Source organism: Nioella ostreopsis, assembly GCF_004000255.1.
Taxonomy (GTDB): Bacteria; Pseudomonadota; Alphaproteobacteria; order Rhodobacterales; family Rhodobacteraceae; genus Nioella; species Nioella ostreopsis.
Genome location: NZ_RCIQ01000002.1, coordinates 146,525 through 172,408, shown reverse-complemented (window position 1 = coordinate 172,408; position 25,884 = coordinate 146,525). Strand labels below are relative to the sequence as shown.

Annotated in this window: 23 protein-coding genes and 1 pseudogene; 10 read left to right on the top strand and 14 right to left on the bottom strand. The window is 63.9% G+C overall.

Annotation, left to right across the window (positions count from 1 at the left end; all coding sequences use genetic code 11):
- Positions 1-11: 11 nt before the first annotated feature.
- A complete protein-coding gene (locus EP237_RS03345) occupies positions 12-1,442 on the bottom strand; it encodes an NAD-dependent succinate-semialdehyde dehydrogenase (RefSeq protein WP_127558097.1) in 1,431 nt (476 codons plus the stop codon).
- Positions 1,443-1,810: 368 nt separating this feature from the next.
- Here EP237_RS03345 and EP237_RS03340 point away from each other — a divergent pair, with 368 nt between their 5' ends.
- Both EP237_RS03340 and EP237_RS03335 read left to right on the top strand, forming a co-directional pair.
- Positions 1,811-3,964: an esterase-like activity of phytase family protein gene (locus tag EP237_RS03340; protein ID WP_127558095.1), complete on the top strand. Its 2,154-nt coding sequence runs from the start codon at positions 1,811-1,813 to the stop codon at positions 3,962-3,964.
- Positions 3,965-4,111: 147 nt separating this feature from the next.
- On the top strand, positions 4,112-5,110 hold the full coding sequence (locus EP237_RS03335) for an NAD(P)-dependent alcohol dehydrogenase (RefSeq protein ID WP_127558093.1): 999 nt from the start codon (positions 4,112-4,114) through the stop codon (positions 5,108-5,110).
- Positions 5,111-5,173: 63 nt separating this feature from the next.
- Here the strand turns inward: EP237_RS03335 and EP237_RS03330 are convergent, their stop codons facing one another.
- On the bottom strand, positions 5,174-6,082 hold the full coding sequence (locus EP237_RS03330; protein WP_127558091.1) for a DMT family transporter: 909 nt from the start codon (positions 6,080-6,082) through the stop codon (positions 5,174-5,176).
- 63 nt (positions 6,083-6,145) lie between these two features.
- Positions 6,146-7,615: an ABC transporter substrate-binding protein gene (locus EP237_RS03325; RefSeq protein ID WP_127558089.1), complete on the bottom strand. Its 1,470-nt coding sequence runs from the start codon at positions 7,613-7,615 to the stop codon at positions 6,146-6,148.
- 426 nt (positions 7,616-8,041) lie between these two features.
- On the opposite strand from EP237_RS03325, the gene EP237_RS03320 reads away from it, so the two are divergent.
- Both EP237_RS03320 and EP237_RS03315 read left to right on the top strand, forming a co-directional pair.
- Positions 8,042-8,617: a hypothetical protein gene (locus EP237_RS03320; RefSeq protein ID WP_127558087.1), complete on the top strand. Its 576-nt coding sequence runs from the start codon at positions 8,042-8,044 to the stop codon at positions 8,615-8,617.
- A gap of 434 nt (positions 8,618-9,051) precedes the next feature.
- Positions 9,052-9,651, top strand: a complete 600-nt coding sequence (locus tag EP237_RS03315) for a hypothetical protein (protein WP_164744603.1) — start codon at positions 9,052-9,054, stop codon at positions 9,649-9,651.
- Between the two features lie 23 nt (positions 9,652-9,674).
- Here EP237_RS03315 and EP237_RS03310 read toward each other — a convergent pair.
- The 5 genes and pseudogenes from EP237_RS03310 to EP237_RS03290 all read right to left on the bottom strand — a co-directional run bounded on the left by EP237_RS03310 (position 9,675) and on the right by EP237_RS03290 (position 14,767).
- A pseudogene (locus tag EP237_RS03310) lies at positions 9,675-10,510 on the bottom strand (IS5 family transposase).
- Between the two features lie 198 nt (positions 10,511-10,708).
- Positions 10,709-11,932 (bottom strand): mandelate racemase/muconate lactonizing enzyme family protein, encoded by a 1,224-nt coding sequence (locus tag EP237_RS03305; RefSeq protein WP_127558083.1) that lies wholly within the window; start codon positions 11,930-11,932, stop codon positions 10,709-10,711.
- Positions 11,929-12,519 (bottom strand): (R)-1-hydroxy-2-trimethylaminoethylphosphonate oxygenase, encoded by a 591-nt coding sequence (gene tmpB / locus EP237_RS03300; RefSeq protein WP_127558081.1) that lies wholly within the window; start codon positions 12,517-12,519, stop codon positions 11,929-11,931. The genes EP237_RS03305 and tmpB overlap by 4 nt, the downstream gene beginning before the upstream one ends.
- Positions 12,516-13,649 carry a 2-trimethylaminoethylphosphonate dioxygenase gene (tmpA, locus tag EP237_RS03295; protein WP_127558079.1) on the bottom strand — a complete coding sequence of 378 codons (1,134 nt, stop codon included), beginning with the start codon at positions 13,647-13,649 and terminating at the stop codon, positions 12,516-12,518. The genes tmpB and tmpA overlap by 4 nt, the downstream gene beginning before the upstream one ends.
- A 32-nt stretch (positions 13,650-13,681) precedes the next feature.
- Positions 13,682-14,767: a Zn-dependent alcohol dehydrogenase gene (locus EP237_RS03290; protein ID WP_127558077.1), complete on the bottom strand. Its 1,086-nt coding sequence runs from the start codon at positions 14,765-14,767 to the stop codon at positions 13,682-13,684.
- 406 nt (positions 14,768-15,173) lie between these two features.
- Here EP237_RS03290 and pcaD point away from each other — a divergent pair, with 406 nt between their 5' ends.
- From pcaD to EP237_RS03275, 3 genes are read left to right on the top strand one after another with little or no spacing between them, the layout of a single operon-like run.
- The gene (pcaD, locus tag EP237_RS03285) at positions 15,174-15,971 is read left to right on the top strand and encodes a 3-oxoadipate enol-lactonase (RefSeq protein ID WP_127558075.1); all 798 of its coding nucleotides are present in this window, start codon (positions 15,174-15,176) and stop codon (positions 15,969-15,971) included.
- Positions 15,968-17,296 (top strand): lyase family protein, encoded by a 1,329-nt coding sequence (locus tag EP237_RS03280; protein ID WP_127558073.1) that lies wholly within the window; start codon positions 15,968-15,970, stop codon positions 17,294-17,296. Before pcaD ends, EP237_RS03280 begins: the two co-directional genes overlap by 4 nt.
- Complete coding sequence (locus tag EP237_RS03275) at positions 17,289-18,500, top strand: TCR/Tet family MFS transporter (protein WP_127558071.1); 1,212 nt, start codon at positions 17,289-17,291, stop codon at positions 18,498-18,500. The genes EP237_RS03280 and EP237_RS03275 overlap by 8 nt, the downstream gene beginning before the upstream one ends.
- On the opposite strand, the gene EP237_RS03270 is transcribed toward EP237_RS03275, so the two are convergent.
- Genes EP237_RS03270 through EP237_RS03260 form a run of 3 tightly spaced genes read right to left on the bottom strand, consistent with a single transcriptional unit; the run spans position 18,497 to position 21,008 of the window.
- On the bottom strand, positions 18,497-19,480 hold the full coding sequence (locus EP237_RS03270) for a threonine ammonia-lyase (RefSeq protein ID WP_127558069.1): 984 nt from the start codon (positions 19,478-19,480) through the stop codon (positions 18,497-18,499). The two genes, EP237_RS03275 and EP237_RS03270, sit on opposite strands and share 4 nt — an antisense overlap.
- Positions 19,477-20,322 (bottom strand): alpha/beta fold hydrolase, encoded by an 846-nt coding sequence (locus EP237_RS03265; protein WP_127558067.1) that lies wholly within the window; start codon positions 20,320-20,322, stop codon positions 19,477-19,479. The genes EP237_RS03270 and EP237_RS03265 overlap by 4 nt, the downstream gene beginning before the upstream one ends.
- Positions 20,322-21,008: a haloacid dehalogenase type II gene (locus EP237_RS03260; RefSeq protein WP_127558065.1), complete on the bottom strand. Its 687-nt coding sequence runs from the start codon at positions 21,006-21,008 to the stop codon at positions 20,322-20,324. Before EP237_RS03260 ends, EP237_RS03265 begins: the two co-directional genes overlap by 1 nt.
- A 189-nt stretch (positions 21,009-21,197) precedes the next feature.
- On the opposite strand from EP237_RS03260, the gene EP237_RS03255 reads away from it, so the two are divergent.
- Positions 21,198-21,626: an FKBP-type peptidyl-prolyl cis-trans isomerase gene (locus EP237_RS03255; RefSeq protein ID WP_127558063.1), complete on the top strand. Its 429-nt coding sequence runs from the start codon at positions 21,198-21,200 to the stop codon at positions 21,624-21,626.
- A 70-nt stretch (positions 21,627-21,696) separates the two neighbouring features.
- On the opposite strand, the gene EP237_RS03250 is transcribed toward EP237_RS03255, so the two are convergent.
- The gene (locus EP237_RS03250) at positions 21,697-22,485 is read right to left on the bottom strand and encodes an enoyl-ACP reductase FabI (RefSeq protein ID WP_127558061.1); all 789 of its coding nucleotides are present in this window, start codon (positions 22,483-22,485) and stop codon (positions 21,697-21,699) included.
- Between the two features lie 6 nt (positions 22,486-22,491).
- Complete coding sequence (gene fabB, locus EP237_RS03245) at positions 22,492-23,721, bottom strand: beta-ketoacyl-ACP synthase I (RefSeq protein WP_127558060.1); 1,230 nt, start codon at positions 23,719-23,721, stop codon at positions 22,492-22,494.
- 196 nt (positions 23,722-23,917) lie between these two features.
- On the opposite strand from fabB, the gene EP237_RS03240 reads away from it, so the two are divergent.
- Entirely contained in the window at positions 23,918-24,664 is a 747-nt protein-coding gene (locus tag EP237_RS03240) for a hypothetical protein (protein WP_127558059.1), read from the top strand.
- 42 nt (positions 24,665-24,706) lie between these two features.
- Here EP237_RS03240 and fabA read toward each other — a convergent pair whose 3' ends face one another.
- Entirely contained in the window at positions 24,707-25,216 is a 510-nt protein-coding gene (fabA, locus tag EP237_RS03235) for a bifunctional 3-hydroxydecanoyl-ACP dehydratase/trans-2-decenoyl-ACP isomerase (RefSeq protein ID WP_071691015.1), read from the bottom strand.
- 188 nt (positions 25,217-25,404) lie between these two features.
- On the opposite strand from fabA, the gene irrA reads away from it, so the two are divergent.
- The gene (irrA, locus tag EP237_RS03230) at positions 25,405-25,824 is read left to right on the top strand and encodes an iron response transcriptional regulator IrrA (protein ID WP_127558058.1); all 420 of its coding nucleotides are present in this window, start codon (positions 25,405-25,407) and stop codon (positions 25,822-25,824) included.
- Positions 25,825-25,884 lie beyond the last annotated feature (60 nt).

Here is a 25,884-nt window from a genome sequence, read left to right as displayed (position 1 = left end):
ATGTCCCCCTTTTAGAACACGATCTGCGCCAGCTTGGTGTCGAGATAATCCTCGATCCCCTCGCTGCCGCCTTCCCGCCCAAGGCCGGAGAAATTGGTGCCGCCGAACGGCGCTTCGGACGCCGCGAGGGCAAAGCTATTGATCCCCACCATGCCCGATTTCAGCGCCCGAGTCGTGCGCCTTGCGCGAGAGGGGCAGCGGGTGAACGCATAGGCCGACAGCCCCATGGGTGAGGCATTGGCGCGGGCCAGAACCATATCCTCATCCGTGAACCGGGTGATCGCGGCAATGGGGCCAAAGTTTTCCTCGGCAAAGACACGCATGTCATCGGCGACGTTGCTCAGCACCGTGGGTTCGTAGAAATGCCCGGCATTGAAGCCGGATGCCCGCTGTCCACCACATTCCAGCGTTGCCCCTGCTGCCACGGCCTCCTGCACGATGGCGTCGATCTCCTGCAGGCGGCTGGCATTGATCAGCGGCCCCATCTCGGTGTCCGGGTCCAGCCCGTCGCCAAGCCGGATCGCGCTGGCGCGGCGGGCGAATTCTGCGACGAAGGCGTCATGCAGGCTATCATGGACAAAGAAGCGGTCCGGGGTCACACAGACCTGCCCCGCATTTGCGAACTTGGCGGGCACGGTCATATCGAGCGCCAGATCAAGATCCGCATCGTCGTAAATGATCAAAGGCGCGTTGCCGCCCAGTTCCATCGACACCTTCTTCACCGTTTCCGCCGCGTCGCGGATCATCTGCTGACCCACGCGGGTGGACCCTGTCAGGGACACCTTTCGCACCCGGGGATCGGCCATGATGGGGCCATAGGTGTTTGCCGTTGTGCCCACCACGAGGTTCACCGCCCCGTCCGGCAGCCCGCCCGCGCGAATACAGTCGACCATCACCATGGCCACACCCGGTGTCTGGGACGAGGGCCGCAGGACCACGGGGCAACCGGCCGCAAGCGCCGGGGCAAGTTTGCGTGCGGGCAGAGAGGCGGGGAAGTTCCATGCGGTGAAGGCCCCGACGATGCCGACCGGTTCGCGCGTGACCTCGAACCGACCCCCCGGCACGCGGCTTTCCACAACACGGCCATAGATGCGGCGCGCTTCCTCGGCATACCAGCGGAACTGATCGACCGAGAGCACCCATTCGCGGCCTGATTGCGCGATCGGCTTGCCAGTCTCGGCAGAGATCATCCGCGCCGCTCCATCCGCCCGCGCGGCCATTTCATCGGCGATCCGGTGCAGTGCGTCGGCACGGGCAAATCCCCCCATTTCGGCAAGAGCGGGCAGCGCCTTTGCAGCGGCATCTATCGCGGCAACCGTATCTTCGGGGCGCGCAATCGGGACCGCGCCAAGGGGTTTCCCGGTGACAGGGGACGCCACCTCTGCCCGCTGGTCCGATCCGCGCCATGCCCCGCCAACGAACTGGCCAAATCCTTCATACATAGCGTTTTCCTTTTTGCCCGACCCGTTCGAGAGGCCCGATAAACAAACATGGGTCGATCCCGTGCCGCCCGAAACCGTGTCAGCGCAATACCCTTCGAATCCCCGTCATGCAATAAATTATTCGCATTTATTGATCTAAGCAATATCTGTTGCAAGTAGCACTTTGTCACTTATCATGAAGCCCGGCACGTCCTGCCAGAAGATGCTCATCGCAGCGCGCTTTCGAAAATTAACGCGCCGCCCCTCTGGCCGAGACCAGCCCCCGTGACCCTGCCGCGAGGCATAGTTTCACAAGCCTTTCATGCTAGCGTGATCCTGGTGTCACATGTCTGCGGCACGGGGAGGTGTCCAACCTCTGGAGACAACACATGACCTATCGCACCGTTCTGCTTGGCACCGCCGCCGTCCTGATGGCTGGCCCCGCACTGGCAGATATGAACTTCAATCGCATCGCTTCGTTTGCCGTGGCGCAAAACACGCCGGACGCAGAGGAATCCTCGTCCGAAATCATTGCCGCCACCGCCGATGGCATGACGCTGGTCTATACCGACAGCCCTGCCGAAGTCCTTGGCTTCATCGACATCACCGACCCCGCCGCACCCGTTGCCGCCGGGGTTGTGGCCCTGGACGGAGAGCCGACCTCGGTCAGCGTCATTGGTCAGACCGCCTATGTCGGCGTGAACACCTCTGCCGATTACGTCAACACGTCCGGCCACCTGCTGGCGCTGGATGTCGACAGCCGCGCCGCCCTTGGCGATTGCGACCTTGGTGGCCAGCTCGATAGCGTTGCCGTGGCGCCGGACGCAAGCTTCATCGCCGTTGCGATCGAGAACGAGCGTGACGAGGATCTGGGCGACGGCCGCACCGGCCAGATGCCTGCGGGCTATGTCGCCATTGTGCCGCTGTCCGATGGCGTCATGGATTGCGATGCGATGATCATGGCCGATGTCACCGGCCTGGCCGAAGTGTCGCCCGAGGATCCGGAGCCCGAATTCGTTGCGATCAACTCGGAAAACGAGATCGTCGTGACGATGCAGGAAAACAACCACATGGTGGTGCTGAACGCCGCCGGTGAGGTGCTGAGCCACTTCTCAGCCGGGTCGGTGGACCTTGAGGGCATCGACACGATTGACGAGCGGGCCGCGCTGGTCTTTGACGGCAGCCAGCCCGGTCGCCTGCGCGAACCCGATGCGGTGACCTGGATCGACGACAGCCACTTCGCCACCGCCAATGAAGGCGACATGGATGGCGGGTCGCGCGGCTGGACCATCTTCCATCAGGACGGCACCGTGGTCTACGAATCCGGCGTCTCCTTCGAGCATGCCATCGTGCAGATTGGCCATTATCCCGACCGCCGGTCCGACGCCAAGGGCGTAGAGCCGGAATCGGTGACCTTCGGGGTTTTCGCCGGCACACCCTATGTCTTCGTGGGGGCCGAACGGGCCAGCGTCGTGGGCGTCTATGACGTGACCGACCCGGCCAATCCGGTGCTGGATCAACTTCTGCCATCGGGCATCGGGCCGGAAGGCTACGTGGTGATCCCCGAGCGCGGGCTGCTGATTTCGGCCAATGAGGTCGACGGGCTGGAAGACGGCGCGGCGCGCAGCCATGTCATGATCTACGAATACCAGGACGCACCGGCGGTCTACCCGCACCTGACCAGCGCTGGCATGGACGAGCTGACCGGATGGGGCGCGATCTCGGGCATGGTGGCCGATCCGGAAACCGGCCTGATCTACGCGGTCAATGACAGCTTCTACGGCTTCCAGCCGACGATCTTCGTCATCGATCCGTCGATGGATGGCCCCTCGCAGATCATCGACACGATACCGGTGACCCGCGGTGGCCGCCCGGCCCAGATGCTGGACATGGAAGGCATCACGCTGGACGGCGACGGCGGGTTCTGGGTGGCCTCGGAAGGCCGCACCGACCGGATGATCCCGCACGGGATCTACCACATCAGCGCCGATGGCGAGATCGAGCAGTCGATCCCGCTGCCCGCAGAACTGCTGGCCGTGGAACGCCGCTTCGGCTTCGAAGGCATCACCATGGTGGGCGACACCCTGTGGATGGCCGTGCAGCGCGAATGGGGCGACGACCCGGAAAACCACGTCAAGCTGGTGGCCTACAACACCGCAACCGGCGACTGGGGCGCGGTGCGCTACGAGCTGACCGACCCGGAAACCGGCTGGGTCGGCCTGTCGGAGATCGTCGCCCATGGCGATTACATCTACCTGATCGAGCGCGACAACCAGATCGGCGCCAATGCGGTGACCAAGCAGATCACCCGCGTGGCATTGGCGGACATGGTGCCCGCACCGCTTGGCGGCGATCTGCCGGTGGTGGAACACGAACTGGTCGTGGACCTGATCCCCTACCTGACCTCGACCGGCGGCTACGTGCTGGACAAGATCGAGGGCCTGGCGATCATGCCCGACGGCACGATGTGGGTATCGACCGACAATGACGGCGTCGATGACCACTCGGGCGAGACCATGTTCTTCGCCATCCCGCCTATGTAAGCTTTATTAATCAGGCGTGGCCCCCGGCGGAGCGATCCGGCGGGGGCTTTTTCATGCATTCATGCATGGTTCGATTGCATATTCTCTCAATTCACGCATGATTGACCTTGGTCTATCCCTGCCGCCACAGCGAACAGGAGATGACCCATGAAAGCGATGACCTACAAGACATATGGCGGCCCAGAGGTTGTGATGCCGCGCGAGATGCCCCGGCCGGTACCGGGCGCGGGCGATATCCTCGTGCGTGTGAACGCTGCCGGAATCACCACCGCGGACTGGCGGTTGCGCGCATCGGCCTTTCCCGGCGGACTGTGGCTGCCGGGGCGGCTGATGACGGGCCTTTTCCGGCCCCGAAAGACGGTTCTGGGCGGGGATTTCGCAGGGGTTGTCGACGCCGTCGGCGCGGGCGTGACCCGCTTCAAACCCGGTGACCGGGTGTTCGGGTTCAGCGGCTTCGGAGCGCATGCGGAATATATGACAATGTCGGCTGAGGGCGCGATTGCCGCCATTCCCGGTGGCCTGTCGGATCGAGAGGCGGCCGCACTGCCCTTCGGGGCGCTGTCCGCACTGGAATTCCTGCGCGAGGTGGCCGATGTGCAGCCAGGACAGCGGGTGCTGGTCGTTGGGGCTTCGGGCGGGGTTGGCGGCTACGCGGTACAGATCGCCCGGTGGCTGGGTGCCGAGGTCACGGGCGTCGCCAGCCGCGAGAACCTGTCCTATGTCCGGGCGCTCGGCGCCGAAGAGACCGTGGATTACCAGACAGAGGATGTCAGTCGGCGCGATACGATGTTCGATGTGATTTTCGACTCTGTAGGTGCAATGGATTTTCGTTCGGCCAAGCGCATCCTTGCGCCAAACGGGCTGTTTCTGCCGCTGAATTTCGGATTGGGCGACGTGCCTCGGGCGGTGTGGTCCGGTCTGGGGCGAGGCCCCCGGATGAAACTGCATGTCAATGGCGACAGCCAGGAAGGCGTACAGATGCTCGCGCGTCTGGTGGTCGAGGGGCATCTGAAGCCGCTGATCGACCGGGTGTATCCGTTTGAACGGATCCGCGAAGGCTATCTCCATGTGGAAGGGCGCCACCGGCGCGGGGCGGTGGTTCTGGATATCGCGGATGAGGATGACGGCGCACCGGTGGCCATCTGAGCGGGGGGAAGGATCTTGCAAGATCCTTTGAAATTCCTTTCAAGGAATTTGGTCCCGCCCGGATCAGGTCTGTCGCTTGATGCGCCGCTCCCGCCAGAGAATCATCAACCCGCCAGCGATGATCAGGATGGCCCCGGGAAACAGGTCTGAGAACGGGCTTTCCCCGAAGAACAGCCAGCCAAGAACGAAGGCTGTGGGAATGCCCAGATAGGCAAAGGGGGCAAGGTTTCCGGGTTCGGTCATTCGGTAGGCCACCACCATGCTCAGCACCGCTGACCCCCCGCAGAGCCCCATCAGCAGGATCCAGCCCATATCGGCCAGAGACGCGGGCGCGGTGAATCCGCCAAGCGTCATGGCAAGCGTAAAGGCCCCGATGGCAGAGACTGACGAGGACCACAGGTTGATCAGCGGGCTTGGCACGTCTTCGTCCATCATCCGCGAGGACACGCCGGCAAAAGCATAGAGCGCGGCGGCGATGAGGGGCAGCAGCGCCTCCCATGTGAAGCTGTCGCGTCCCGGTCCCATCACCATCACCACACCGGCGAACCCCACAAGCGCGGCAGACCATCGGAAAAGGCCCACGCGCTCGCCCAGGAGCGGGACGGAATACACGAGGATGAACAAGGCGTTGGAATAGGAGATCGTAGCGGCCGTGGCGAAGGCCAGGCGCCCGAGCGCAAGATAGAAGCAGAACTGCGCGACGGTCACCGCGAGCCCCCGAATGACCGGGATCTGCCATTGCCTGAGGCGCAGCTTGCGCCCTCCTGCGTGCCAGCTTCGTGTCGACCACAGCGCGATGCTGGCCGGGATCAGACCGAACAGGTTACGCCACGCCGACAGCTCTGCCGCGCCATAGGTGGTGGACAAGTGCTTGATCACCAGCCCCATCAGGTCGAACAGCAGGATCGCCAGCAGGCTCAGAAGCACACCGGGCAGCACCTTGTTCACACGGGGCGACGGGGGCGGGGCCATGTTCGGGAACCTTTGCAAAGAAAAACCCCCGCCTCGCGGCGGGGGCTGTCAGCGGGGCAGACCTTAGTCGGTCCAGCGGACCCCGGTCAGGTCGATGGCCTGGGTAGGCGAGTTTTCCCACAACCCCTCGATATCCGCGTTGGCGACACCGGTCTTGGCCAGCTGGAAGAGGTAGCCGTTCACGTAATCCTCGGCAATGATCCGTTGCGCCTGCTGCAGAAGGGCGGATCGGCCCGCCGGGTCGGTGGTGGCGTTGAGCTCTTCCATCACCGCGTTGAACGCCTCGGACTGATACTGGAAGTAGTAGTCATCACGCCCGTAGATACCGATATCCATCGGTTCCGTATGGCTGACGATGGTCAGGTCGAAGTCATGTCCCCGGAACACCTGTTCCAGCCACTGTGCCCATTCGAGGTTGGAGATTTCCACGTCCAGCCCCACGTCGCGCAGCTGCGCGGCCACGATCTCGCCACCGCGACGCGCGTAGGAGGGCGGCGGCAGCATCAGGCGCAGGGTAATGCCCTCGGCCCCGGCCTCGGCCAGCAGCTCACGAGCGCGGTCGGGATTGTACTGGGACAGGTCCGTCAGGTCGACATAGTCGGGGTTATGCGGCGCGAAATGGGTGCCGATGGGGGTGCCATACCCGAACATGGCCCCGTCGATGATGTCCTGCCGGTTGATCGCATGGGCAATGGCCTGACGCACACGCACATCCGACAGGTGATCGGCCATGTTGTTGGTGGACAGGATGGTTTCGCCCTCGGTTGAGCCAACGATCACGTTGAACCGCGGGTCTGCGTCGAACTGGGCCAGGGTTTCGGGGCTGGGATAGACCGGGAAGGCATCGACATCACCGGCCATCATCGCGGCGAATGCGGCATTGGGGTCGGAGATGAAGCGGAAAGTCGCGGCCTCCAGCGCCACGGGCTCGCCCCAGTAGTCGAGGTTTCGGACCAGCTCCACCCGGTCGCCCTGCACCCATTCGTCAAAGCGGAACGGGCCGGTGCCCACGGGGTTGGTGGCGTTCGTGTCGGCGCTTTCGGGGGCCACCATCACGGCATCGCCCCAGGCCATGTTGAACAGGAAACTGCCATTGGGAGCCGACAGCGTCACAACAAGCGTGGTGTCATCCACGGCCTCGGCACTGTCGATCCCAGCAAAGAGCGCGCCTTGCGCATTGGTGGATCCCTCCGCGCGGGCGCGGTCGAGGCTGAAGACCGCATCTTCGGCGGTAAAGCTGGTGCCGTCATGGAACATGACGCCCTCGCGCAGGTGGAACGTATAGGTCAGACCGTCCTCGGAAATGTCCCAGCTTTCGGCAAGGCCCGGAATGACCGACCCGTCAGAGGCAAAGCGAGTCAACCCCTCGAACACGTTGGCATAGACCACCTCGTCAATCGCGGCGGCAGCGCCAGAGGTCGGGTCCAGATTGGGCGGCTCCAGCTGCATGCCGATCGTGATATCGGTCGTGGTGGCGAAAGCCGCCGTGCTGCCCAGAACCAGCGCAAGCGCCGTGGATTGCAGGATACGCATGTGAATTCTCCCTCTCTTGGCCGGTCGCGTGCCGGTCCTCGCACCCATGAAACGGCCAAGCGCGCGCATAATCAAGCGAGTCGACGAGTATTTTTCCTGCGTGCCCGCCGCTGCAAAGTTGAAATACCGCACCGCAGCGCAATATGCCGAACCGCCAAAAAGCAGCGCATGACCGGAAACATCTGCACCGATGGTCCGGGCAGAGCAATTCTGACATGGCACAACTGCGAATGAACCCTTGTGCCTCGTTCCACGCCCGGATCCCTCCAGGCCATCAACAAAACCAAATACTTACTAAAATTATGCCGAAAATAAGGCGAAATTAGCAAAAAATGACCATTTCAAGACAGCTCGAATTTGATTTGACTAATTAGGTAGTCGACCCCATATCGCAGTCAGATTGACTATGATTGAGGAGTCGCGAAGATGAGCCCGAAGAAGACAAGATACCGTTTGCGGCATCCACCCTTGCGTTTGGTATACAATGTCGACGAACCAAGCGCAGGAAGCCGACTGCGTTCTGAGGATCGGGACAACGCTGATCGTTTGTTTCGCCGGTTTGACCATCTTTCGTCGAAGCAGAACGAATCGCTATGGGGCATCGATGTGCTCCTGTCCGCGCCCCCCGACAGCCGCTTGCTGCATGTCTTTACCGCAGTGTCTCCCAAGATGGCATCTTTGGGGTTTTGCCCCTCAATTCAAAGCGCTGAGAGCTTTGCACTCCACTGTGACGGTACAACAACCCTACTCGCATTGGATGTCGACCAGTTCGACAGCCGCGAAAGTGTCATCGATTGGCTTCTCGGCATGCGGGATCGAAATCCTCAGCTTACGGTGCTTCTGCTTTCTAGCGAATTTGCAAAGAATGCTGACAGCCTCGATCCAAGGTCGATCGCAGATGGAGCACTCCGGACGCCTGCTGACGCCTACGATCTGGAAGACGCAATGGAAAGTGCTCTCAAGCGGTCAGCCCATCGATTGAAGCGCCACGGGACCTTTTGACGTAAACGTCACCCCTAAACGCTGCTGACCCCTTCAAAACGCAAGTGAGGTATGCTACAAATGCAATCGTTGAAGCTGAAGGTCGGAACACGTCTTGGACAAGACCGTAATGCAACAGTTGGCGAAACTGCGCCTCTTGCTGCACGAAATGGAAACAGATATCGGCTTGGCTCCTCTGACAAGGAACGAGCGCGATATACTGATAGCGTTTTATGAGTTGTCTCACCAAGTAAACGACAAACGGACTTGCTCTACGGAGGTCGTCCGAACCCACCCAACGTTGCGATCGATGTCTCAACCCACTTTTCATCGGACGCTTCGAAAACTTGTCTCGAAAGGCATGGTCTTTCGCAGCGGCGACCTTCCCTTAGGCGTATACGAACTGCCAAGGAGTTGAAAATCGCGCGAACGGCCGTGTAGTGCTACAGGCCCAAATGCCCAGACTAGATTCAATCTACTTCAACCTGACTGCAATCATCGCAACTAGCGCCCTTAAAACTTGCCTACACAGCGGCAGTCTATTTTTGGCGGCCGCAATCTCAATCTTATTGATCAGTCCAATCCAAATGGCCTTTATTCCAGAGTTGGCGACCCATCCAATACTGATTTTTCTACCGTTTGGTGTGCGAATTGTGTCTGCATTTTTTGAAGGTTGGATGAGTATTTTTTACTTGCTGCCTGCGGCTCTTTCTATCAGCATAATATTTTTTGGCGGCGATCTGAATGATGCCCAGACATGGGTAAATTTAATGGTTGTATATGCCACGCCACCCCTCGTTTTCAACCTTCTGGATTGGGAGAAATTCAGGGATCAGCAAGAAGTTTTTTCGCTGCGAAGTTGGCGTACTCTTTTGGTGGCGGGAATCATTTCCGCCGTAGTGACGTCGTTGTTGTTGCACATCGTCACTTTTAGGTCGCTGTACTTTACGGAAACACTGTGGAGCATGGCGCTATTTGTTCTGGGTGACCTAATGGGTCTCGTAGTCCTTCTGTTGTCAGGAGCCCTGATCAGTCGTGCAGTGCTTGCCAGGTAATCTGCGATCATTCGGGTCAGGATTCACAACCAGTAGATGACGACGGCTGCGAGCGCGATGGCCGAGAGGAAGACCTTGGGACAGCGGTCAAAGCGTGTCGCCACTCGCGTCCAGTCTTCGAGCCTGCCGAACATGATCTCAATTCGGGTGCAATGTTTGAAGCAGCGCTTATCATAATTGACCGGCGTCTTGCATTGCTTCCGGCCGGGGAAGCAAGCGCGTATCCCTTTGTCTTTCCGCGTGTCTCTAAACCAGTCAGCGTTGTAGCCTCGGTCTCCGAGCAGCCAGTCGCCTTCCGGGAGATTGCTGAGCAACTCCCGCGCGCCGATGTAGTCGCTGACCTGACTGGCGGTGACGAACAGGTCAAGTGGACGTCCATTGCTGTCACAGATGGCATGCAATTTGGTGTTCATGCTGCCTTTTGTGCGCCCGATCAGGCGCACACGACCCCCTTCCTCACGCCCATGCTGGTCGCTGCCCGGTGGGCATTCAGATACGTCGCGTCCACTGCCCGGCAGGGCATCACGAAGTGATGTCCCGAGAGGGGATCATCGCGGTCTTCTGTTCGCCGTACTCGGCGGCCAGTCCCACCATCATGCGCGCGAAGATGCCTTTCTCGCTCCCATTGATCGGCAACACATGCGCAGTAAGTGTGAGAGAGGGCGATTCCAACGGTGGTACAGTGACTAGTGCGGGCCCTAGGCTACCAGAGCGTCTCGCCAACGCAGCCCATTGCGATTGATGAAGATAATCCCACTCGGCACCCGTCTGTCACCGACCCTTAGCTTGCCATATGACTTTGGGAAAACGGGAAAAGCTTGGCCATCTGTGCGTCGGTCTGCCAGCTAAGGTCGCTCATGTCACCGCTCCGTTTGCCGAGCCGTGAATAACAAGCACCTTGAAAATCAATGCATCCTGACTCTAATCAGCAGGTTGAGGCTTCGAGTCCTTCCGGGATCGCCAACTTCAACAGTCGCTCAACGGGCGATGGTCGTGCGTTGGAACACTGCGGCAATGACGAGAACCCGAACGGTCCGTAGCTGACAGGCCGCGTGCCTCAGTCCGGCGAGCCTCCGGCGAAGGCGTTGCCGTTCTGCCAGTCGCAGGCTGCATCCTGCATTTCCAGGTGCAGCCCGGTGCGGTCGCAGGGATGGGCTCGGGCGAGGTTCTCGTTGAAATTGATCCCGAGGCCCGGTTCCTCCGGCGCACGGACGAAGCCGTTCTCCACCCGGATCGTGCCGCCAATGAGGTCGCGGTGGAAGTCGGTCTCGATGGTCTCGACCAGCAGCAGGTTCGGGCAGGTCGTGCCCAGATGGATATTCGCGGCCCACTCCACCGGACCGGCATAGAGATGGGGGGCGATCTGCGCGCCGAAGGTCTCGGCCAAGGTGGCGATCTTCTTGCCCTCCCAGATGCCCCCGGCCCGGCCAAGTGCCGGTTGCAGGATCGTGGCCGCGCCCGCGCGTAGGACGTCGGCGAACTCCGCCTTGGTGGTCAGCCGTTCGCCGGTGGCCACGGGGATGCGCACCGCGCGGGCGACCTCGGCCATGGCGGCGTGGTTGTCGGGGGGAGTCGGCTCCTCGAACCACAGGGGGGAATAGGGCTCCAGCGCCTGCCCCAGCCGGATCGCGCCGCCGGGGGTGAACTGGCCGTGGGTGCCGAAGAGCAGGTCGGCCCGGTCGCCCACGGCCTCCCGGATTGCCTTGCAGAAGGCGACCGAGCGCGTGATGTCGGACATCGCGGGCATGTGGCCGCCGCGCATCGTGTAGGGGCCGGCGGGGTCGAACTTCACCGCCGTATAGCCACGCGCGACGCAATCGGCCGCCGCCTCGCCCGCCATTTCGGGCGAAATCCAGAACTCCGTCGGGTGGTGATGGGCGAGCGGATAAAGGTAGGTATAGGCCCGCAGCCGCTCATTCATCCGTCCACCGATCAGGGCCCACACGGGCCGGTTCCGCGCCTTGCCCAGAATGTCCCAACAGGCGATCTCCAGCCCCGCATAGGCGCCCATGACCGTCAGATCGGGCCGCTGCGTGAAGCCCGAGGAATAGGTGCGGCGGAAGATGCGTTCGATATTCTCGGGGTTTTCGCCCTCGAAATAGCGCCCGAATACATCCGCGATCACGGCCCGCATCGCCTCTGGCCCCACCGAGGACGCGTAGCATTCGCCATAGCCCGTGATCCCGCAGGCGGTGGTCAGCTTGGGCACAATCCAGTAGCGCCCGCCCATGCCGGGGTTGGGCGGGGCGATGATGAAGATTTCCAGATCGGCGAGTTTCATGAGCTGGCTCCTGTATGGGCGTCGACGATCCGCTGCAGCAGCGGCGCGTAATGGGCGAAATCGGGGGTGACCATGCCGGGCACCTTGCCCTCGTCATCCCAGATCCTGACCTGCAGGATCGCGTCGAGATTGGGGTGTCTGGCGAAGGCCGCAACCTCGCTGTCGTCCATTGGGCCGCCTTGCAGGCGCAGCGTATCCACGGAGGCCTGAGACAGCCGCGCGAAATAGGCCGGGTCGGTTGCGCAAAGATAGCGCTTCGCGGCGACGTGGTGGCGAATGCAGTCGGTCACTTCGGTGGGGAAGAAGCGTTCCAGCACCGCCGCGCCCGCCTCCTCGTGCAGGTTGTCGATACCCCGGTCGATGTAGTCGTCGCCGAATTCGTTGGTGTAGTGGCCGATATCGTGCAGCAATGCGCCCGCGATCATGGTGTCGGACGCCCCCGCCGCCTCGGCCAAGGCTGCGCCTTGCAGCATGTGTTCGGACATGGTCACCGCCTCGCCCAGATAGCTTTCGGCCCCCCGGCGCTCGAAGATATCGGCGATGAAGGCGACGATCGTGGCGGAGGTCAGGTCTGGGGTCTGGGTCATGTATCGGCCTCCAGTGCGGCGAGTGTGGACAATAGCCCGTCCTTGTCGGCGTAGCAGCCCTGCAACCAGCGACTGCCCGCCCCGGAATAGCCCTTGCGGGCATGCAGGACGCGCGTGTTGTCGACGAGGAAGGCTTCCCCGGGGGCAAGCTTGAACGTCACCTCCATCGCCGGGTCGTCGATGATGGCACTCAGCCGCCGATAGGCCGCGTAGCAGGTTTCCATCTCGTCGAAGGGCACATCCACCAAAGGCGCGGCAGAGCGGGAATTGAAACGGATCGCCACAAGCTCCCCGTCCGGGGACAGCTCGATCATCGGGCGGCGCGAGGTCAGCCGTACACCCGACGATCCCGAGTAGGAAAACCGCGCCGGGTGGCGGCACAGGCAGGCGAAGCCCTCCGGGTCTTCGTCGCGCAGCCGCAGGGCCGCCGCGAAGCCATCGACCACCATGTTTTCCCCACCCTCGGCAGAGTTTTCCAGGCAGGCGAGCACCTGCAGCGTCGGCACCGGATCCCGGTAAGGGTTGTCGGTATGGGCCTGAAGCCCCAGCCCGGTGTAGGCGAGGTTCACCGGGTTCACCTCGGTTCGCACCTCGAAATGGCGGCCATAGTTGGTTTCGCGCACATATCCGAAAAGATCGACGATGCCGAACAGCGTACCGGGGTCGGTGGCAAGGCCCGACACCCGCCCGAACCCATAGCGCCGCACCCCTGCCAGCCAGTCGCGCAATGCAGCGCGATCGTCCCTCAGGTTCGCGAAATCGGCCAGTGGCGCGCCTTGCCCGGTCTCTGCCGTCCATGCCTGAACAAACGCGGGCAGGCGCCCCGGGGTGCGGTCCTGTGGCTGGTCGTAGACATGGGCGGCCAGCCAGTCCGCCGGGAAGGTGACCGTCTTGCCCTCGGGCGCAAAGGTGACGTGAAGTCCATCCGCTTGCCAGTCGGCTCTGGCGAGTGTCAGGCCCTCCGGCAGGTCGGCCAGCGTGATCAGCCGCTGACCGTTGCCCGGATCGCGCGTCTCAGGGTCAAGCGCGTTGTCCCGCAGCCAGATCGCGTGGAACCGGGCCTCGATCCCGTCGAAGGCCAGCCGCAGCACCCGGCCCCCGGCCTCGATCGTAGCAAGTCTGTCTGTCATGCCATCCCTCCCCGAATGGCGTGGCCCTGCCGTCAGCTCAGCAGGATCACGTTGCGCCTTGCGTGGCCGGTCTTGGTGTCGGCAATGGCCTCGTTGATCTGGTCGAGCGTCCAGCGGTTCGAGATCAGCTCATCGAGTTTCAGGCGGCCCTGCTGGTACATGTCCACCATCCACGGGATGTCGCGCGGCAGCACCGCATCGCCCATCTTGGAGCCTTTCATCCCCTGCCCCACGGCGGCGATGATCACCGGTTCATATTCCGCCATCGCCCCGCTATGGGGCATGCCCACGGCATACATCATGCCGCCGCGCGCCAGCAGGCGCAGGGATTGTTCATAGGCCGGGATCGCGCCCACGGTCACGAAGACCGCGTCGGCCATCTTGCCGCCAGTGATCTCGGCCACGGCCTTCCAGGGTTCGGAATCGGTGGCGAGAATGCCGTCCGTCGCGCCGAAAGCCTTGGCATCGTTGAGTTTATCCTCTGACATGTCCATCGCGATGATCCGCGCGGCCCCGGCAATGCGCGCGCCCTGAATGGCATTGAGCCCGACGCCGCCCGCGCCGATCACCACCACGTTCTGGCCCGGCCGGACCTTTGCCGTGTTCACCACGGCGCCAATGCCGGTGATGACCCCACAGGCCAGCAGGCTCGCCACATCGGCGGGCATGTCATCGGGCAAGGGTGCAAGCTGGCTTTGATGGACCACGACGGCCTCTGCGAAGGCGCCGCATTCCATCGCCTTGGTGGCGGTGGTTCCGTCGATCAGTCGAATGGCCGGCTCCGTCGGCGCATTGCCATTGCAGTAGACAGGTGCGCCGGCCGCGCAGGACCCGCAGGTGCCGCAGGATTTGATCAGGGTGACAAGCACCTTTTGCCCGACGGAATAGGCGGTGACCCCTGGCCCCACCGAGGTGACGCGGCCCGCCGCTTCATGACCATAGACCGCGGGCAGATCGCCGCCCCATCCCCCGTCGATGAAGGAAATGTCGGAATGGCAGATGGCGACGGCATCCAGACGAACCTCAAGCTCGCCCTGACCCGGTGCACGCAGGTCGATCTCTTCGATTTTCAGATCCTCGCCGAACGCATGGCACACGGCGGCTTTGACTCTTGTCATGTGGCGATTCCTCCCTCGCACTTTCGGTCGAGACTGCGAGGCGCATGCGCGCGACGCAAGAGGCGAGAGCGGCAATCGAGCAGTTCCGTCGCGACATTTCCGCGTCGTGCCAAGGGGGGGTGCCGAGCGTACACCCCCCGTACACCACCCGTGCACCCCCTGTGCAGACAGATTGCGGTTTCGTCGCCTCTCGGCACCGACCGGGGAGCGGCCCTCGTCAAGCCCCTCCGGGGCCCTCCTCGGGCCGCGTTGCCACGGACTGGCGGAGGGCGGAACGCGACCTTTCTGCGCTTGCGCCCGGTGCAGCTGCGGGAGCCTCCGGCGGAGGTATTTCTCGCCAAGATGAAAGGGCGGGTTGCGGTGGCCCCAGGGGTGTCGGAAAAACGCGGAAGGAAGAGGATGTGACATGACGCGGATTGATCTGGGGCCTGTCGGGCTGAACGTGGTGGACAGCGGAGACCGTGACGGGGCGCCGGTGGTATTCCTGGGGGCGCTCGGGACGGATCTGTCGATCTGGGACGCGCTGCTGGCGCATCTGTCGGGCCGGTTGCGGCTGATCCGGTTCGATCTGCGCGGTCATGGTGCGAGCGATGTGCCGCCCGGACCCTATGCCATGGGCGCTTTGGTGCGCGATGCGGAAGCGGTGCTCGATACGCTTGGCGTGCGGGACGCGGTCTTCGTGGGCCTGTCCGAGGGAGGGCTGGTGGCGCAGGGTCTGGCGGTCAAGCGGATGGACCTGATCAGGGCACTGGTGCTGTCGGGGACCGCGCCCAAGATCGGCACCAAGGCCGGATGGCAGGCACGAATCGATGCGGTGCGGGCGGGCGGATTGGCGTCGATTTCGGAAGATCTGATGGCGCGGTGGTTCTCGCGCCGGGTCCGCGCTTGTGGCGGCGATGCCGGGGTCCGCGCCATGGTCGAGCGGCAGGATCCCGAGGGCTATGCCGGGGTCTGCGCGGCGATTGCCGGGACAGACTTCATCACCCCCACAAGCGGGCTACGCCTGCCGACGCTGGTGATCGCCGGGACAGAGGACCGGGCCACCCCGCCGGACCTTGTAAGAGACCTGGCCGACCTGATCCCCGGATCGCGGTTCGAGCTCTTGCGCGGGGCCGGACATCTGCCTTGCGTGGACTCTGCCCCGCTTTTCGCCGAAAAGCTGTCAGGGTTCCTTACCGCCATCGGCCATGGAGAGACGGCATGAGCATCAGCCCCTTCGACAGCGCGCTTTACCGCGACCTGTTCACCGACCGCGAGGTGGCGACGCTGTTTTCCGACACCGCCGAGATCCGGGCCATGCTGGTGGTGGAGGGGATGCTGGCCAAGGTGCAGGGCGCGCTTGGCGTGATCCCGGCTGACAGTGCCGCCTTCATCCACCGATCCTCGCTGGAGGTGCAGATCGACTCGGCGGGGCTGGCCGAGGCCACCGGGCAGAATGGCGTCTGCGTGCCCGCCTTGGTGGCCGCCTTCCGCAAGGAGATGGAAGCGCCGGAGCATGCGCAATATGCCCATTGGGGAGCGACGTCGCAGGACATCATCGACACCGGGCTGGCGCTGCGGTTGCGGCAGGCGCTGGCACTGATCGAGGCGCGGGGCGACCGGCTGGCGCAGGCTCTGGCGCGGCTGGCAGATGCGCATGCCGACACGCCGATGGTGGCGCGCACATATGGGCAGACCGCGAACCCCACGAGCTTCGGCGCGGTGGCGGCGGGCTGGGGCTGGCCTTGGCTGGCGCATAAGGACCGGCTGGCAGCGCTGAAGCCCCGGCTGCTGGTGGTCACGCTGTCGGGGGCAGCGGGAACCGGGGCGGCGCTTGGTCCACAGGCGGCGGACACGCGGGCGGCCATGGCGGAGGCGCTGAAACTGGCAGATCCGGGGCGGTCGGTTCACGCGACGCGTGACCATGTGGGGGAACTGGCGGGCTGGCTGTCGCTGGTGGCGGGCAGCCTCGGCAAGATGGGCGAGGACCTGATGGCCATGGCGCAAAGCGATGTGGGCGAGGTCCGGTTTGCGGGGGCGGGCGAAAGCTCCACCATGCCACAAAAGCAGAACCCCGTTGGGGCCTCGGTGCTGATCGCGCTGGCGCGCCATGTGCAGGCACTGAACGGGGCGATGCAGGGCGCGGCGCTGCACCGGCAGCAACGGGATGGGGCGGCGTGGTTCACCGAATGGCTGAGCCTGCCTGCGATGGTGATGGGCGTGGCCAAGGGGCTGTCCATTGCCGCCGATCTGGCCGAAACGCTGGAGCCGCAAGCAGAGGTCATGGCGGCGCGGCTGAACGATCCGCTCGGGCTGATCCATGCCGAGGCGCTGTCCTTCGCGCTGGCCGCGCACATGCCACGACCGGAGGCGCAGGCCGTGGTTAAGGCGGCCTGCAAGGAGGCGCTCGCGACCGGGACGCCGCTGCTGGACCTGTTGGACGCCGCCCATCCCGGCGCGCCGCTGGCCGGTGTCACCGATCCGCTGACCGCAATGGGGACCGCCCCCGACGAGGCGCGGGCCTTTGCGCAAGCGGTGGCCGGTGACTGACCGCCTGCCGCTCTATTTCATCCTGATCACCGTGGCGCTCGATGCCATGGGGATCGGGTTGATCATGCCGGTGATGCCGGGCCTGATCCGCGAGGTACAGGGTGTGAACCTGTCCGACGCTGCGGTCTGGGGCGGGATTCTGGCGGCGGTCTTTGCGGTCATGCAGTTCGTGTTCAGCCCTATTCTGGGCGGCCTGTCGGACCGGTTCGGGCGACGGCCGGTGCTGCTGATCTCGATGGGGGCGCTGGCATTGGATTACGTGATCATGGCGCTGGCGGGCACCATCGGCTGGCTGCTGGTGGGGCGCGTGTTGGGCGGCATCACCTCGGCCACCCATGCCACCGCGAATGCCTATATGGCCGACATCACCAAACCCGATGAACGCGCGGCGCGGTTCGGCCTGCTGTCTGCGGCCTTTGGGGTGGGCTTTGTGCTGGGGCCAATGTTGGGCGGGCTGCTGGCGGGGCTGGACACCCGCGCGCCGTTCTGGGTGGCAGCGGGGCTGGCGGCGGCGAACTTCGCGCTTGGGCTGGCTGTACTGCCCGAATCGCTGCCGCGCTGGAAGCGGCGGGCGTTTCAATGGGCACGCGCCAATCCGCTTGGCGGGCTGATGCAGATCGGGCAGTTGCCGGGGCTGGGATGGATGCTGCTGATGCTCTTCTTTTACAGCGTGTCAGGCTATGTCTACCCGGCGATCTGGGCCTATTTCACGCAAGCGGCCTTTGGTTGGAGCACCACGATCGTGGGTCTGTCGCTGACCGCCTATGGGGTGTGCATGGTGGCGGTACAGGCGGGGTTGGTGCGGCCCGCGATGGCGCGGCTTGGCGAGGTGCGGGTGATCCTCTGGGCGCTGGTGCTGGAGGTGGTGATGCTGGGCGCCTTCTCGGTGGTGGGCACGGGCTGGATGGTCTGGCTGCTGATCCCCTTCGCGGCCCTGGGATCAATCGCGACACCGGCTATCGCCGGATACATGAGCCGCCGCGCGAGCGACGACCAGCAGGGCGAGTTGCAGGGGGTCATGGCCTCGGTCAACGCGCTGTCGATCATCGTGGCGCCGCTCGCCATGACGCAGGTGTTTTTCTGGTTCACCCGCGAGGGCGCGGCGGTGCATTTCCCCGGCGCGCCCTTCGTGCTGGCGCTGCTGCTGATGGTGGTGGCCTTGGCGCTGTTTCGGGTTGGATTGCGGTCGGGGGAGGAGGTCTAGGCGCCCTCTCCGAATTCCTCCAGCACCTTGGCATAAAGCTCTGCATCCACGTTCCCGCCCGAGGCGACGGTGATCACCGCGTCGCCCTCCACCGTTTCGGGGTGGAACAGCGCCGCCGCCAGCGCGATGGCGCCGCCCGGTTCCAGCACGATCTTGAGCCGGGAAAAGGCCAGCGCCATGGCGCGCAGGCAGTCGCGTTCGGGGACGACCACGCCGGGGCCGCAGAGGCGGTGCATGATCGGGAAGGTCAGCTCGCCCGGACTTGGCGTGATGATCGCATCGCAGAGTGAGCCGGAGGTGCGGGCGTTGCGCTCGATCTGGCCGGAGGCAAGCGAGCGGGTGACATCGTCGAAGGCTTCCGGTTCCACCGGTCGGGCGCGCAGGCCGGGGGCGCGCGCCTCCAGCGCCAGGGCGATGCCGGAGGTGAGGCCGCCACCGCCGCAGCACACCAGCACATCGGCCTCGGTCACGCCTTCAGCAGCCGCCTGTTCGGCAATCTCCAGCCCCACGGTGCCCTGTCCGGCGATCACATAAGGGTTGTCGAAGGGCTTGATCAGCGTCAGCCCGCGTTCCAGTGCCAACCTGTCGCCAAGGGCGTCCCGGTCCTCCGACGAGCGGTCATAGGTGATGACCTCGGCCCCCAGAGCCCGCGTGTTGTCGATCTTCAGGCGCGGCGCATCGGCGGGCATGATGATGACGGCGGGCACCCCGTGGAGCTTGGCGGCATAGGCCACGCCCTGCGCGTGATTGCCGGAGGAAAAGGCGATGACGCCGCGCGCGCGTGTGCCGGGGTCGAGCGCCGAGACCGCCGACCAGCCGCCGCGGAACTTGAAACTGCCGGTATGCTGCAGCGCCTCGGGCTTGATCAGCACCCGGCGGCCCGCGATCTCATCCAGGAAGGGCGAGGACAGAAGCGGCGTGCGCCGGGCGTGGCCTTTGAGCCGGTCGGCGGCGGCGTCGATCATCGTGATGTCGGTCATGTCAGGCGATCCAGGAACTGGGAGATGACGGAAAGGCTTTCGGGTTCATCGAGGAAAGGTACATGGCCCCGGTCCGCCACGTCGGAAAAGATCATGCTGGGATGCATGTCGCGCATTTTCGCCGCCGTGTCGGGGGACAGAAGATCGGAATTCGCCCCCCGGATCAGCGCCAGCGGTAGCCCGTCGAGCGCCGCGAAAAGCGGCCAGAGATCGGGGGCGGGCTGCCCCTCGGCCGCCTGCATCTGCGCAAGCGTGGCATCGCGCAGCTTCGGGTCGTAGCGCAGCGAAAGGCGGCCATCCTCACCCACAGCCCACACCCGGCGAATGTAATTGGCCCATGTCTCAACCGGCACATTGGGAAAGCGCGCACCCATGCGTTTGGGGATCTCGCGCAGCGCGGTGTCAAAGTCGGGGTCCGCAGGCGGCAGGCCCAGATAGCCCATGATATAGGTCAGACCGGCGGGTTCGATCACCGGCCCGATATCGTTGAAGCAGACGCCCGCCAGCCGGTCCCGCGCCGTGGCTGCCAGCGTCATCGCCACCAGCCCGCCGCGCGAGGTGCCGAGGATCGCGGCCTTGTCCAGCCCCAGGTGATCCAGCAGGCCGATCACGTCCTGGCTTTCCTGCAGCACGTTGTAATGGCTGTAGTCGGGGTCAAAGCCCGACGCGCCGCGGCCCCGGAAATCCATGCGGATCACGCGGGCGCGATGCGCGAAATGATCCACCACCGGTTCGAAATCATCCATGTTGCGCGTGAGGCCCGGCAGGCAGAGCAGCACGGGGCCCGCGCCCCGGTCGTCATAGGCGAGCTTGAGCCCGTCGGCGGCGGTGAAATGCTCCATCACAGGGCCTCGGCGATTTGGGGAACGGTTGTCAGGTCCGACGCGATCCGGTCGGGGGGCTCTGGCAATCGGTCCAGCGGTTCGCCCGCGCGGTTGACCCACAGAACCCGGAAGCCAAAGGCGCGGGCCGAGGCCGCGTCCCACCCGTTGGAGGACACGAACAGCACCTCGTCCTTGTCGCAGCCGAAGCGATCGGTCACCAGCTTGTAGACGCTGGCATCGGGCTTGAAGATGCCGACAGTTTCGACGCTGAGAATATCGTCCAGCACATCGCCCACCCCGGCGCTGTCCACCGCACCTTTCAGCATCGGGGGCGAGCCGTTGGACAGGATCGCGGTGTTCATGCCGGCGGCCTTCAGCGCCGCCAGCATCGCGGGGACCTCCGGGAAGGCCGCAAGGTTGAAATAAAGCCCGAGCAGCCGGTCGCGCAGATCGGGGTCGCTCTGCCCGGTCTTTGCCAGCGCCCAATCCAGCCCGTCCTGGGTGACCTGCCAGAAATCGGTGTGCTGGCCGGTGAGGGCCCGGATCCAGGTATATTGCAGCTGCTTGGCGCGCCAGTGGGTCGAGACCTCCTGCCAGACGGCGGCGAATGCCTCCTGCCCCGGTTCAGCGGCAACCGCGCGGGCGGCGGCGTTGACGTCGAAGAGCGTTCCATAGGCGTCGAAGACGCAGGTGGTGATGGTCATGGCCTGTCCCCTTTTGAGCGGCAGAGTTGCACAGGGGCGCGGCGGGGAAAAGCCACCCTGGCGGCTTTTCAGGATTCGCGGTTTACATCAGGGCATGGCCTGATAGCCTTGCGGCCACATCTGCGGAAGGATGGGCCGGGATCGGCGCCCACCCCGCGAAAACCCACCCCCCACACACAGGATGACTTCATGACAGAGGCCACTTCAGGCAGCAAAGTTGCGTTCCACTACACCGGCACGCTGAACGACGGCAGCGTTTTCGACAGCTCGGAAGGCCGCGATCCGCTGAGCTTCACGATGGGGGAAGGCCAGATCATCCCCGGACTTGAAGCGGCGTTCGAGGGCCTGAAAACGGGCGATGCGAAGACGGTGACCGTGCCAGCCGACCAGGCCTATGGCGACCGCGATCCGAACGCGATGCAGCAGATCCCGCGCGAGCAGATCCCCGACAACATCCCGACCGAACCCGGCACCCAGTTGCAGATGCAGGCCCCGAACGGGCAGGCCATCCCGGTTGTCGTGGCCGAGGTCAGCGAAACCCATATCACGCTCGACGCCAATCACCCGCTGGCAGGTCAGGATCTGACCTTCGCGGTCGAGGTCGTATCCGTGGACTGAAACGCATGGCGGCACCCCTCGGGTGCCGCCCCTGCCCCGCCGGACTGGCAGGGCGCAGACCGAAAACCTCTCAGAGGTTTTCCGGCTGCATCATTCCCAATACGTGATAGCCGCCGTCGACGGTGATGATCTCGCCCGTCGTGCAGGCGCCGTAATCGGACGCCAGATACACGGCGGTGCCGCCGATCGACTCCAGCGTGGCGTTGTCGCGCAGCGGAGCGTTGTCACGTGCGGTATTGAAGGTCTTGCGCGCGCCAGAGATCGCGGCCCCCGCCAGTGTCTTCATCGGACCGGGCGAGATCGCATTCACGCGGATCTTGTTCGGCCCCATGTCGTTGGCGAGATACCGGACGGAACTTTCCAGCGCCGCCTTGGCCACGCCCATCACGTTGTAGAAGGGCGTCACCCGGTTCGACCCCATATAGGTCAGGGTCAGGATCGTGCCGCCGTCCGTCATCAGCGGCTCTGCCCGGCGGGCCACGTCGATCAGCGAATAGCACGAGATCGTCAGCGAATTGCGGAAGTTGTCGCGCGTGGTGTTGATGAACCGCCCGCCAAGTTCGTTCTTGTCGGAAAACGCAATGGCGTGAACCAAGAAATCGAGCTTGCCCCATTTCTCGCCGATCTGCCCGAAACAGGCGTCGAGCGAGGCATCGTCGGTCACGTCCACATCGACCAGCAGGTCAGCACCCAACTGATCCGCCAGCGGCTTCACCCGCTTGCCGAATGCATCGCCCTGATAGGAAAACGCCAGCTCCGCGCCCTCGGCCTGCATGGCCTTGGCGATGCCCCATGCGATCGAGCGGTCATTGGCCACGCCCATGATCAGCCCGCGTTTGCCCTTCATCAAATCAGCCATCTGGATTTATCCGTTATATCTGGAAAGCAGCATGGAGCCGTTGGTGCCCCCGAAGCCGAAGCTGTTGGTCATCACTGTGTCGAGGCCCGCGTTCTCTACGTACTCGGTTGCAACCTCGCCGGGGTTGATCCCCTCGGCCAGGGTTTCGACATTGATCGAGGGGGTGATGAAATTGCCCTTCAGCATCAAAAGGCAGAAAATCGCCTCCAACGCGCCCGCCGCGCCTTGCGCGTGGCCGGTCATTGACTTGGTGGAGCTGATCGGCGGCACGTGGCCCTCGCCGAAGACGCGGCGCACGGCGGCGACCTCGCCTACATCGCCCACGGGGGTGGAGGTGCCATGGGCGTTGATGTAGCTGACATTCCGACCCTCTGGCAGCGTCTGCAGCGCCAGCCGCATGGCCCGTTCACCGCCCTCGCCCGAGGGGGCAACCATGTCATGCCCGTCAGATGTGGCGGCAAAGCCGGTCACTTCCGCGTAGATCGTCGCGCCGCGCGCCAGCGCGTGATCCAGATCCTCCAGCACCACGATGCCGCCACCGCCAGAAATGACGAAGCCATCGCGGCCTTCGTCGAAAGCGCGAGAGGCCTTGGTGGGCGTGTCGTTGTATTTCGAGGACATCGCGCCCATGGCATCGAAGAGGCAGGAGAGCGTCCAGTCCAGTTCCTCGCCGCCGCCAGCGAACATCACGTCCTGCTTGCCCATCATGATCTGTTCCGCCGCGTTGCCGATGCAATGCAAGGACGTCGAACAGGCCGAGGTGATGGAATAGTTGATGCCCTTGATCTTGAAGGCCGTAGCGAGGTTGGCCGAGATCGTGGACGACATGCATTTGGGCACCGCGAAGGGCCCGATCCGCTTGGTTGCGCCCGAGGACAAAACCGTCTGATGCGCGGTCAGCATGGCAGAGGTCGAAGGGCCACCAGATCCCGCCACCAGACCGGTGCGCACGTTGCTGACATGGTCGTCGGACAACCCGGCATCGGCAATCGCCTGGGTCATGGCGATATGGGCATAGGCCGCGCCCGGCCCCATGAAGCGCAGGGCGCGCTTGTCCACATGCTCTTTCGGGTCGATCTTGAGCGTGCCCGCGATCTGGCTGCGAAAGCCATGTTCGACCATCTCGGGGCTGGCCTCGATACCGGATCTGCCCGCTTTCAGGCTGGCCGTGACCTCTTCGGCATTGTTCCCGATCGACGAGACGATCCCAAGGCCCGTGACAACTACTCGGCGCATGTGGCCTCCCTTGCTTTGCTCTCGTCTTAGTAGGGCATTGCCGGGGGAAGGTGCAAGGTGGAGAGGTGCGGGGATTGCCGGGTATGCGCTGCCAGAGGGCAGGGCAGCTTGATGCAGATCATGGCACAGGGGGCATTCCACGGCAGAGCATACGGCGCATTGCGGGACAGGCCCGCGGCTTGAGAGGAGAAAACATATGCTGCTTCCAGCTCAGATGGTGGTTCCTGTGGCACTCTTGCGCCGGCTTGTGGTCCTTTTGATTGGTCTGGTCCTTCCCTTGCAGGCCAGCGCACAGACCGCTGTGGTGGACTACTACGAGGATCTGCGCGTTAGCGGTCTGGTGGCGGATCTGACCTATGCGCTCCGTCAGGAAGGCGGACAGTGGGTCACGACCTCACCCGATTGGGGAACGCCGATGCCGATCATGGTGGATGGGCCGAACGGGTATGTGCGCATCATGGATGAGGGCACGGGCGGAGGCAGTTTCGAAACCCAGATCGTGCTTTGGCGGCAAGCCGATGGTCTGCCCCTTCTGGGCATTGCCGAGACCAGCTTTGACCCGGCAGCCGGGCAAACGCGGCTTCGTTTCTTTGCGCATGACCGCCATCAATGGGATGAGTTGACGGGGTATTCCTGGCCCGGAGCGACGCTGTCCGATTTCATGACATCCGACATGACAATCGGCGATCTGCGGGATCTGCGGGCGATCCGCGCTGCCGTCTATGTGGAATTGCCCCGGCAGGGGCTCCGCCCCGAAGCGCGGCTGGTCTATCCTGAGGAGGAGGTGCGGGCCGTCTGCAATGGCGAGGAGTGGTACGTGCCGGCTGATCCGGCACCCTACCTGCGTTTCTGCGAGGCCCTTGGCGCGCGGCTTTTTTACCGGATTCCCTTTGACTGGGACCCGGTGTCGGTTGTTTTTCGCCGTGGGGTGCAGAGCCGTTGAGAAGACCGTCATGGGCCTTTCATGGGCTTTGCTCGTATTCGCTCAGCTTTCGCTCAGCGCCACCTTCATGTCCTTGACCTGATAGATCACCTCGCCATCGGCCTCGACGATGCCGTCAGCGACGCCCATGGTCAGGCGGCGGGTCTGGATGGCCTTGGTGAAATCCACCTTGTAGGTCAGCATCTTGCGGTCGGGGCGCACCATGCCGGTCAGCTTCACCTCCCCCACGCCAAGCGCATAGCCGCGCCCCTGCCAGCCGCGCCAGCCGAGGTTGAAGCCGGTCAGCTGCCACAGACCGTCAAGGCCCAGACAGCCGGGCATGATCGGGTTGCCGGGGAAATGGCAGGAGAAGAACCACAGGTCGGGCGTGATGTCGAACTCCGCCACCACATGACCCTTGCCGTGCAGACCGCCGTCACCGGAGATGTCGGTGATGCGGTCCATCATCAGCATCGGCGGTTCGGGCAATTGCGCGTTTCCGGGGCCAAACAGCTCTCCGCGTGCGCATTTCAGTAGATCGTCCCGATCGAAGCTCGTGGGATAGTCTGCCATGTGTCCTCGCCCCTTCCCGTCAGCCTTCTGTTGTCTGGCTTGCCAAATTCGCCATCCCCTATCACCTGCGCCCGTGGGGACGCAAGGTAACACCTGTTGGGGCCCGGTGACGCATCAACCCGATTCCGTTTGAAAACCGGTGCCTCCAACGCCTATATTGCACGGTAACACCGATGAAGAGACCCCAGATGACGCCAGAAGCTCTTGAACGCAGCACCAAATGGCTCGCCCAGGCAGACCTCCGCCCCACCCGTCAGCGCCTTTCGCTGGCGACGCTTCTCGTGGGTGACGGGCAGGATCGGCACGTGACGGCGGAAGGGCTGCATGCCGCCAGCGTCGCGGCGGGGGACAAGGTGTCTCTGGCCACGGTCTACAACACGCTGCGCGCCTTCTGCGAAGCGGGTCTGGTGCAGGAAGTGACTGTCGACGGCACCCGCAGCTATTTCGACACCCGCATGGACGATCACCCGCATTTCTACTTCGAGGAGAACGGCCAGCTGGTCGACGCCGCGACATCGGAGCTGAAGATCGCCGCCCTGCCGACCCCACCCGAGGGCTATGAGGTCGCCAAGCTCGACGTGGTCGTGCGCCTGCGCAAGCGGGGGTGAGGGCGGCGAAGCCCCTTCGAAGGGGCTTGCAAAACTCTTTCAGGAGTTTTGGTCTGGCCT

Bases quoted from the DNA above. Each gene is read 5' to 3' on its own strand.
- pcaD (WP_127558075.1), top strand. From the start codon at position 15,174: ATGACGCGGATTGATCTGGGGCCTGTCGGGCTGAACGTGGTGGACAGC.
- irrA (WP_127558058.1), top strand. From the start codon at position 25,405: ATGACGCCAGAAGCTCTTGAACGCAGCACCAAATGGCTCGCCCAGGCA.
- EP237_RS03250 (WP_127558061.1), bottom strand. From the start codon at position 22,485: ATGGCTGATTTGATGAAGGGCAAACGCGGGCTGATCATGGGCGTGGCC.
- EP237_RS03325 (WP_127558089.1), bottom strand. From the start codon at position 7,615: ATGCGTATCCTGCAATCCACGGCGCTTGCGCTGGTTCTGGGCAGCACG.
- EP237_RS03270 (WP_127558069.1), bottom strand. From the start codon at position 19,480: ATGACCGACATCACGATGATCGACGCCGCCGCCGACCGGCTCAAAGGC.
- EP237_RS03330 (WP_127558091.1), bottom strand. From the start codon at position 6,082: ATGGCCCCGCCCCCGTCGCCCCGTGTGAACAAGGTGCTGCCCGGTGTG.
- EP237_RS03280 (WP_127558073.1), top strand. From the start codon at position 15,968: ATGAGCATCAGCCCCTTCGACAGCGCGCTTTACCGCGACCTGTTCACC.
- EP237_RS03240 (WP_127558059.1), top strand. From the start codon at position 23,918: ATGCTGCTTCCAGCTCAGATGGTGGTTCCTGTGGCACTCTTGCGCCGG.
- tmpB (WP_127558081.1), bottom strand. From the start codon at position 12,519: ATGACCCAGACCCCAGACCTGACCTCCGCCACGATCGTCGCCTTCATC.
- EP237_RS03265 (WP_127558067.1), bottom strand. From the start codon at position 20,322: ATGGAGCATTTCACCGCCGCCGACGGGCTCAAGCTCGCCTATGACGAC.
- fabA (WP_071691015.1), bottom strand. From the start codon at position 25,216: ATGGCAGACTATCCCACGAGCTTCGATCGGGACGATCTACTGAAATGC.
- EP237_RS03305 (WP_127558083.1), bottom strand. From the start codon at position 11,932: ATGAAACTCGCCGATCTGGAAATCTTCATCATCGCCCCGCCCAACCCC.
- EP237_RS03335 (WP_127558093.1), top strand. From the start codon at position 4,112: ATGAAAGCGATGACCTACAAGACATATGGCGGCCCAGAGGTTGTGATG.
- EP237_RS03290 (WP_127558077.1), bottom strand. From the start codon at position 14,767: ATGACAAGAGTCAAAGCCGCCGTGTGCCATGCGTTCGGCGAGGATCTG.
- EP237_RS03320 (WP_127558087.1), top strand. From the start codon at position 8,042: ATGAGCCCGAAGAAGACAAGATACCGTTTGCGGCATCCACCCTTGCGT.
- EP237_RS03340 (WP_127558095.1), top strand. From the start codon at position 1,811: ATGACCTATCGCACCGTTCTGCTTGGCACCGCCGCCGTCCTGATGGCT.
- tmpA (WP_127558079.1), bottom strand. From the start codon at position 13,649: ATGACAGACAGACTTGCTACGATCGAGGCCGGGGGCCGGGTGCTGCGG.
- fabB (WP_127558060.1), bottom strand. From the start codon at position 23,721: ATGCGCCGAGTAGTTGTCACGGGCCTTGGGATCGTCTCGTCGATCGGG.
- EP237_RS03255 (WP_127558063.1), top strand. From the start codon at position 21,198: ATGACAGAGGCCACTTCAGGCAGCAAAGTTGCGTTCCACTACACCGGC.
- EP237_RS03315 (WP_164744603.1), top strand. From the start codon at position 9,052: ATGCCCAGACTAGATTCAATCTACTTCAACCTGACTGCAATCATCGCA.
- EP237_RS03345 (WP_127558097.1), bottom strand. From the start codon at position 1,442: ATGTATGAAGGATTTGGCCAGTTCGTTGGCGGGGCATGGCGCGGATCG.
- EP237_RS03260 (WP_127558065.1), bottom strand. From the start codon at position 21,008: ATGACCATCACCACCTGCGTCTTCGACGCCTATGGAACGCTCTTCGAC.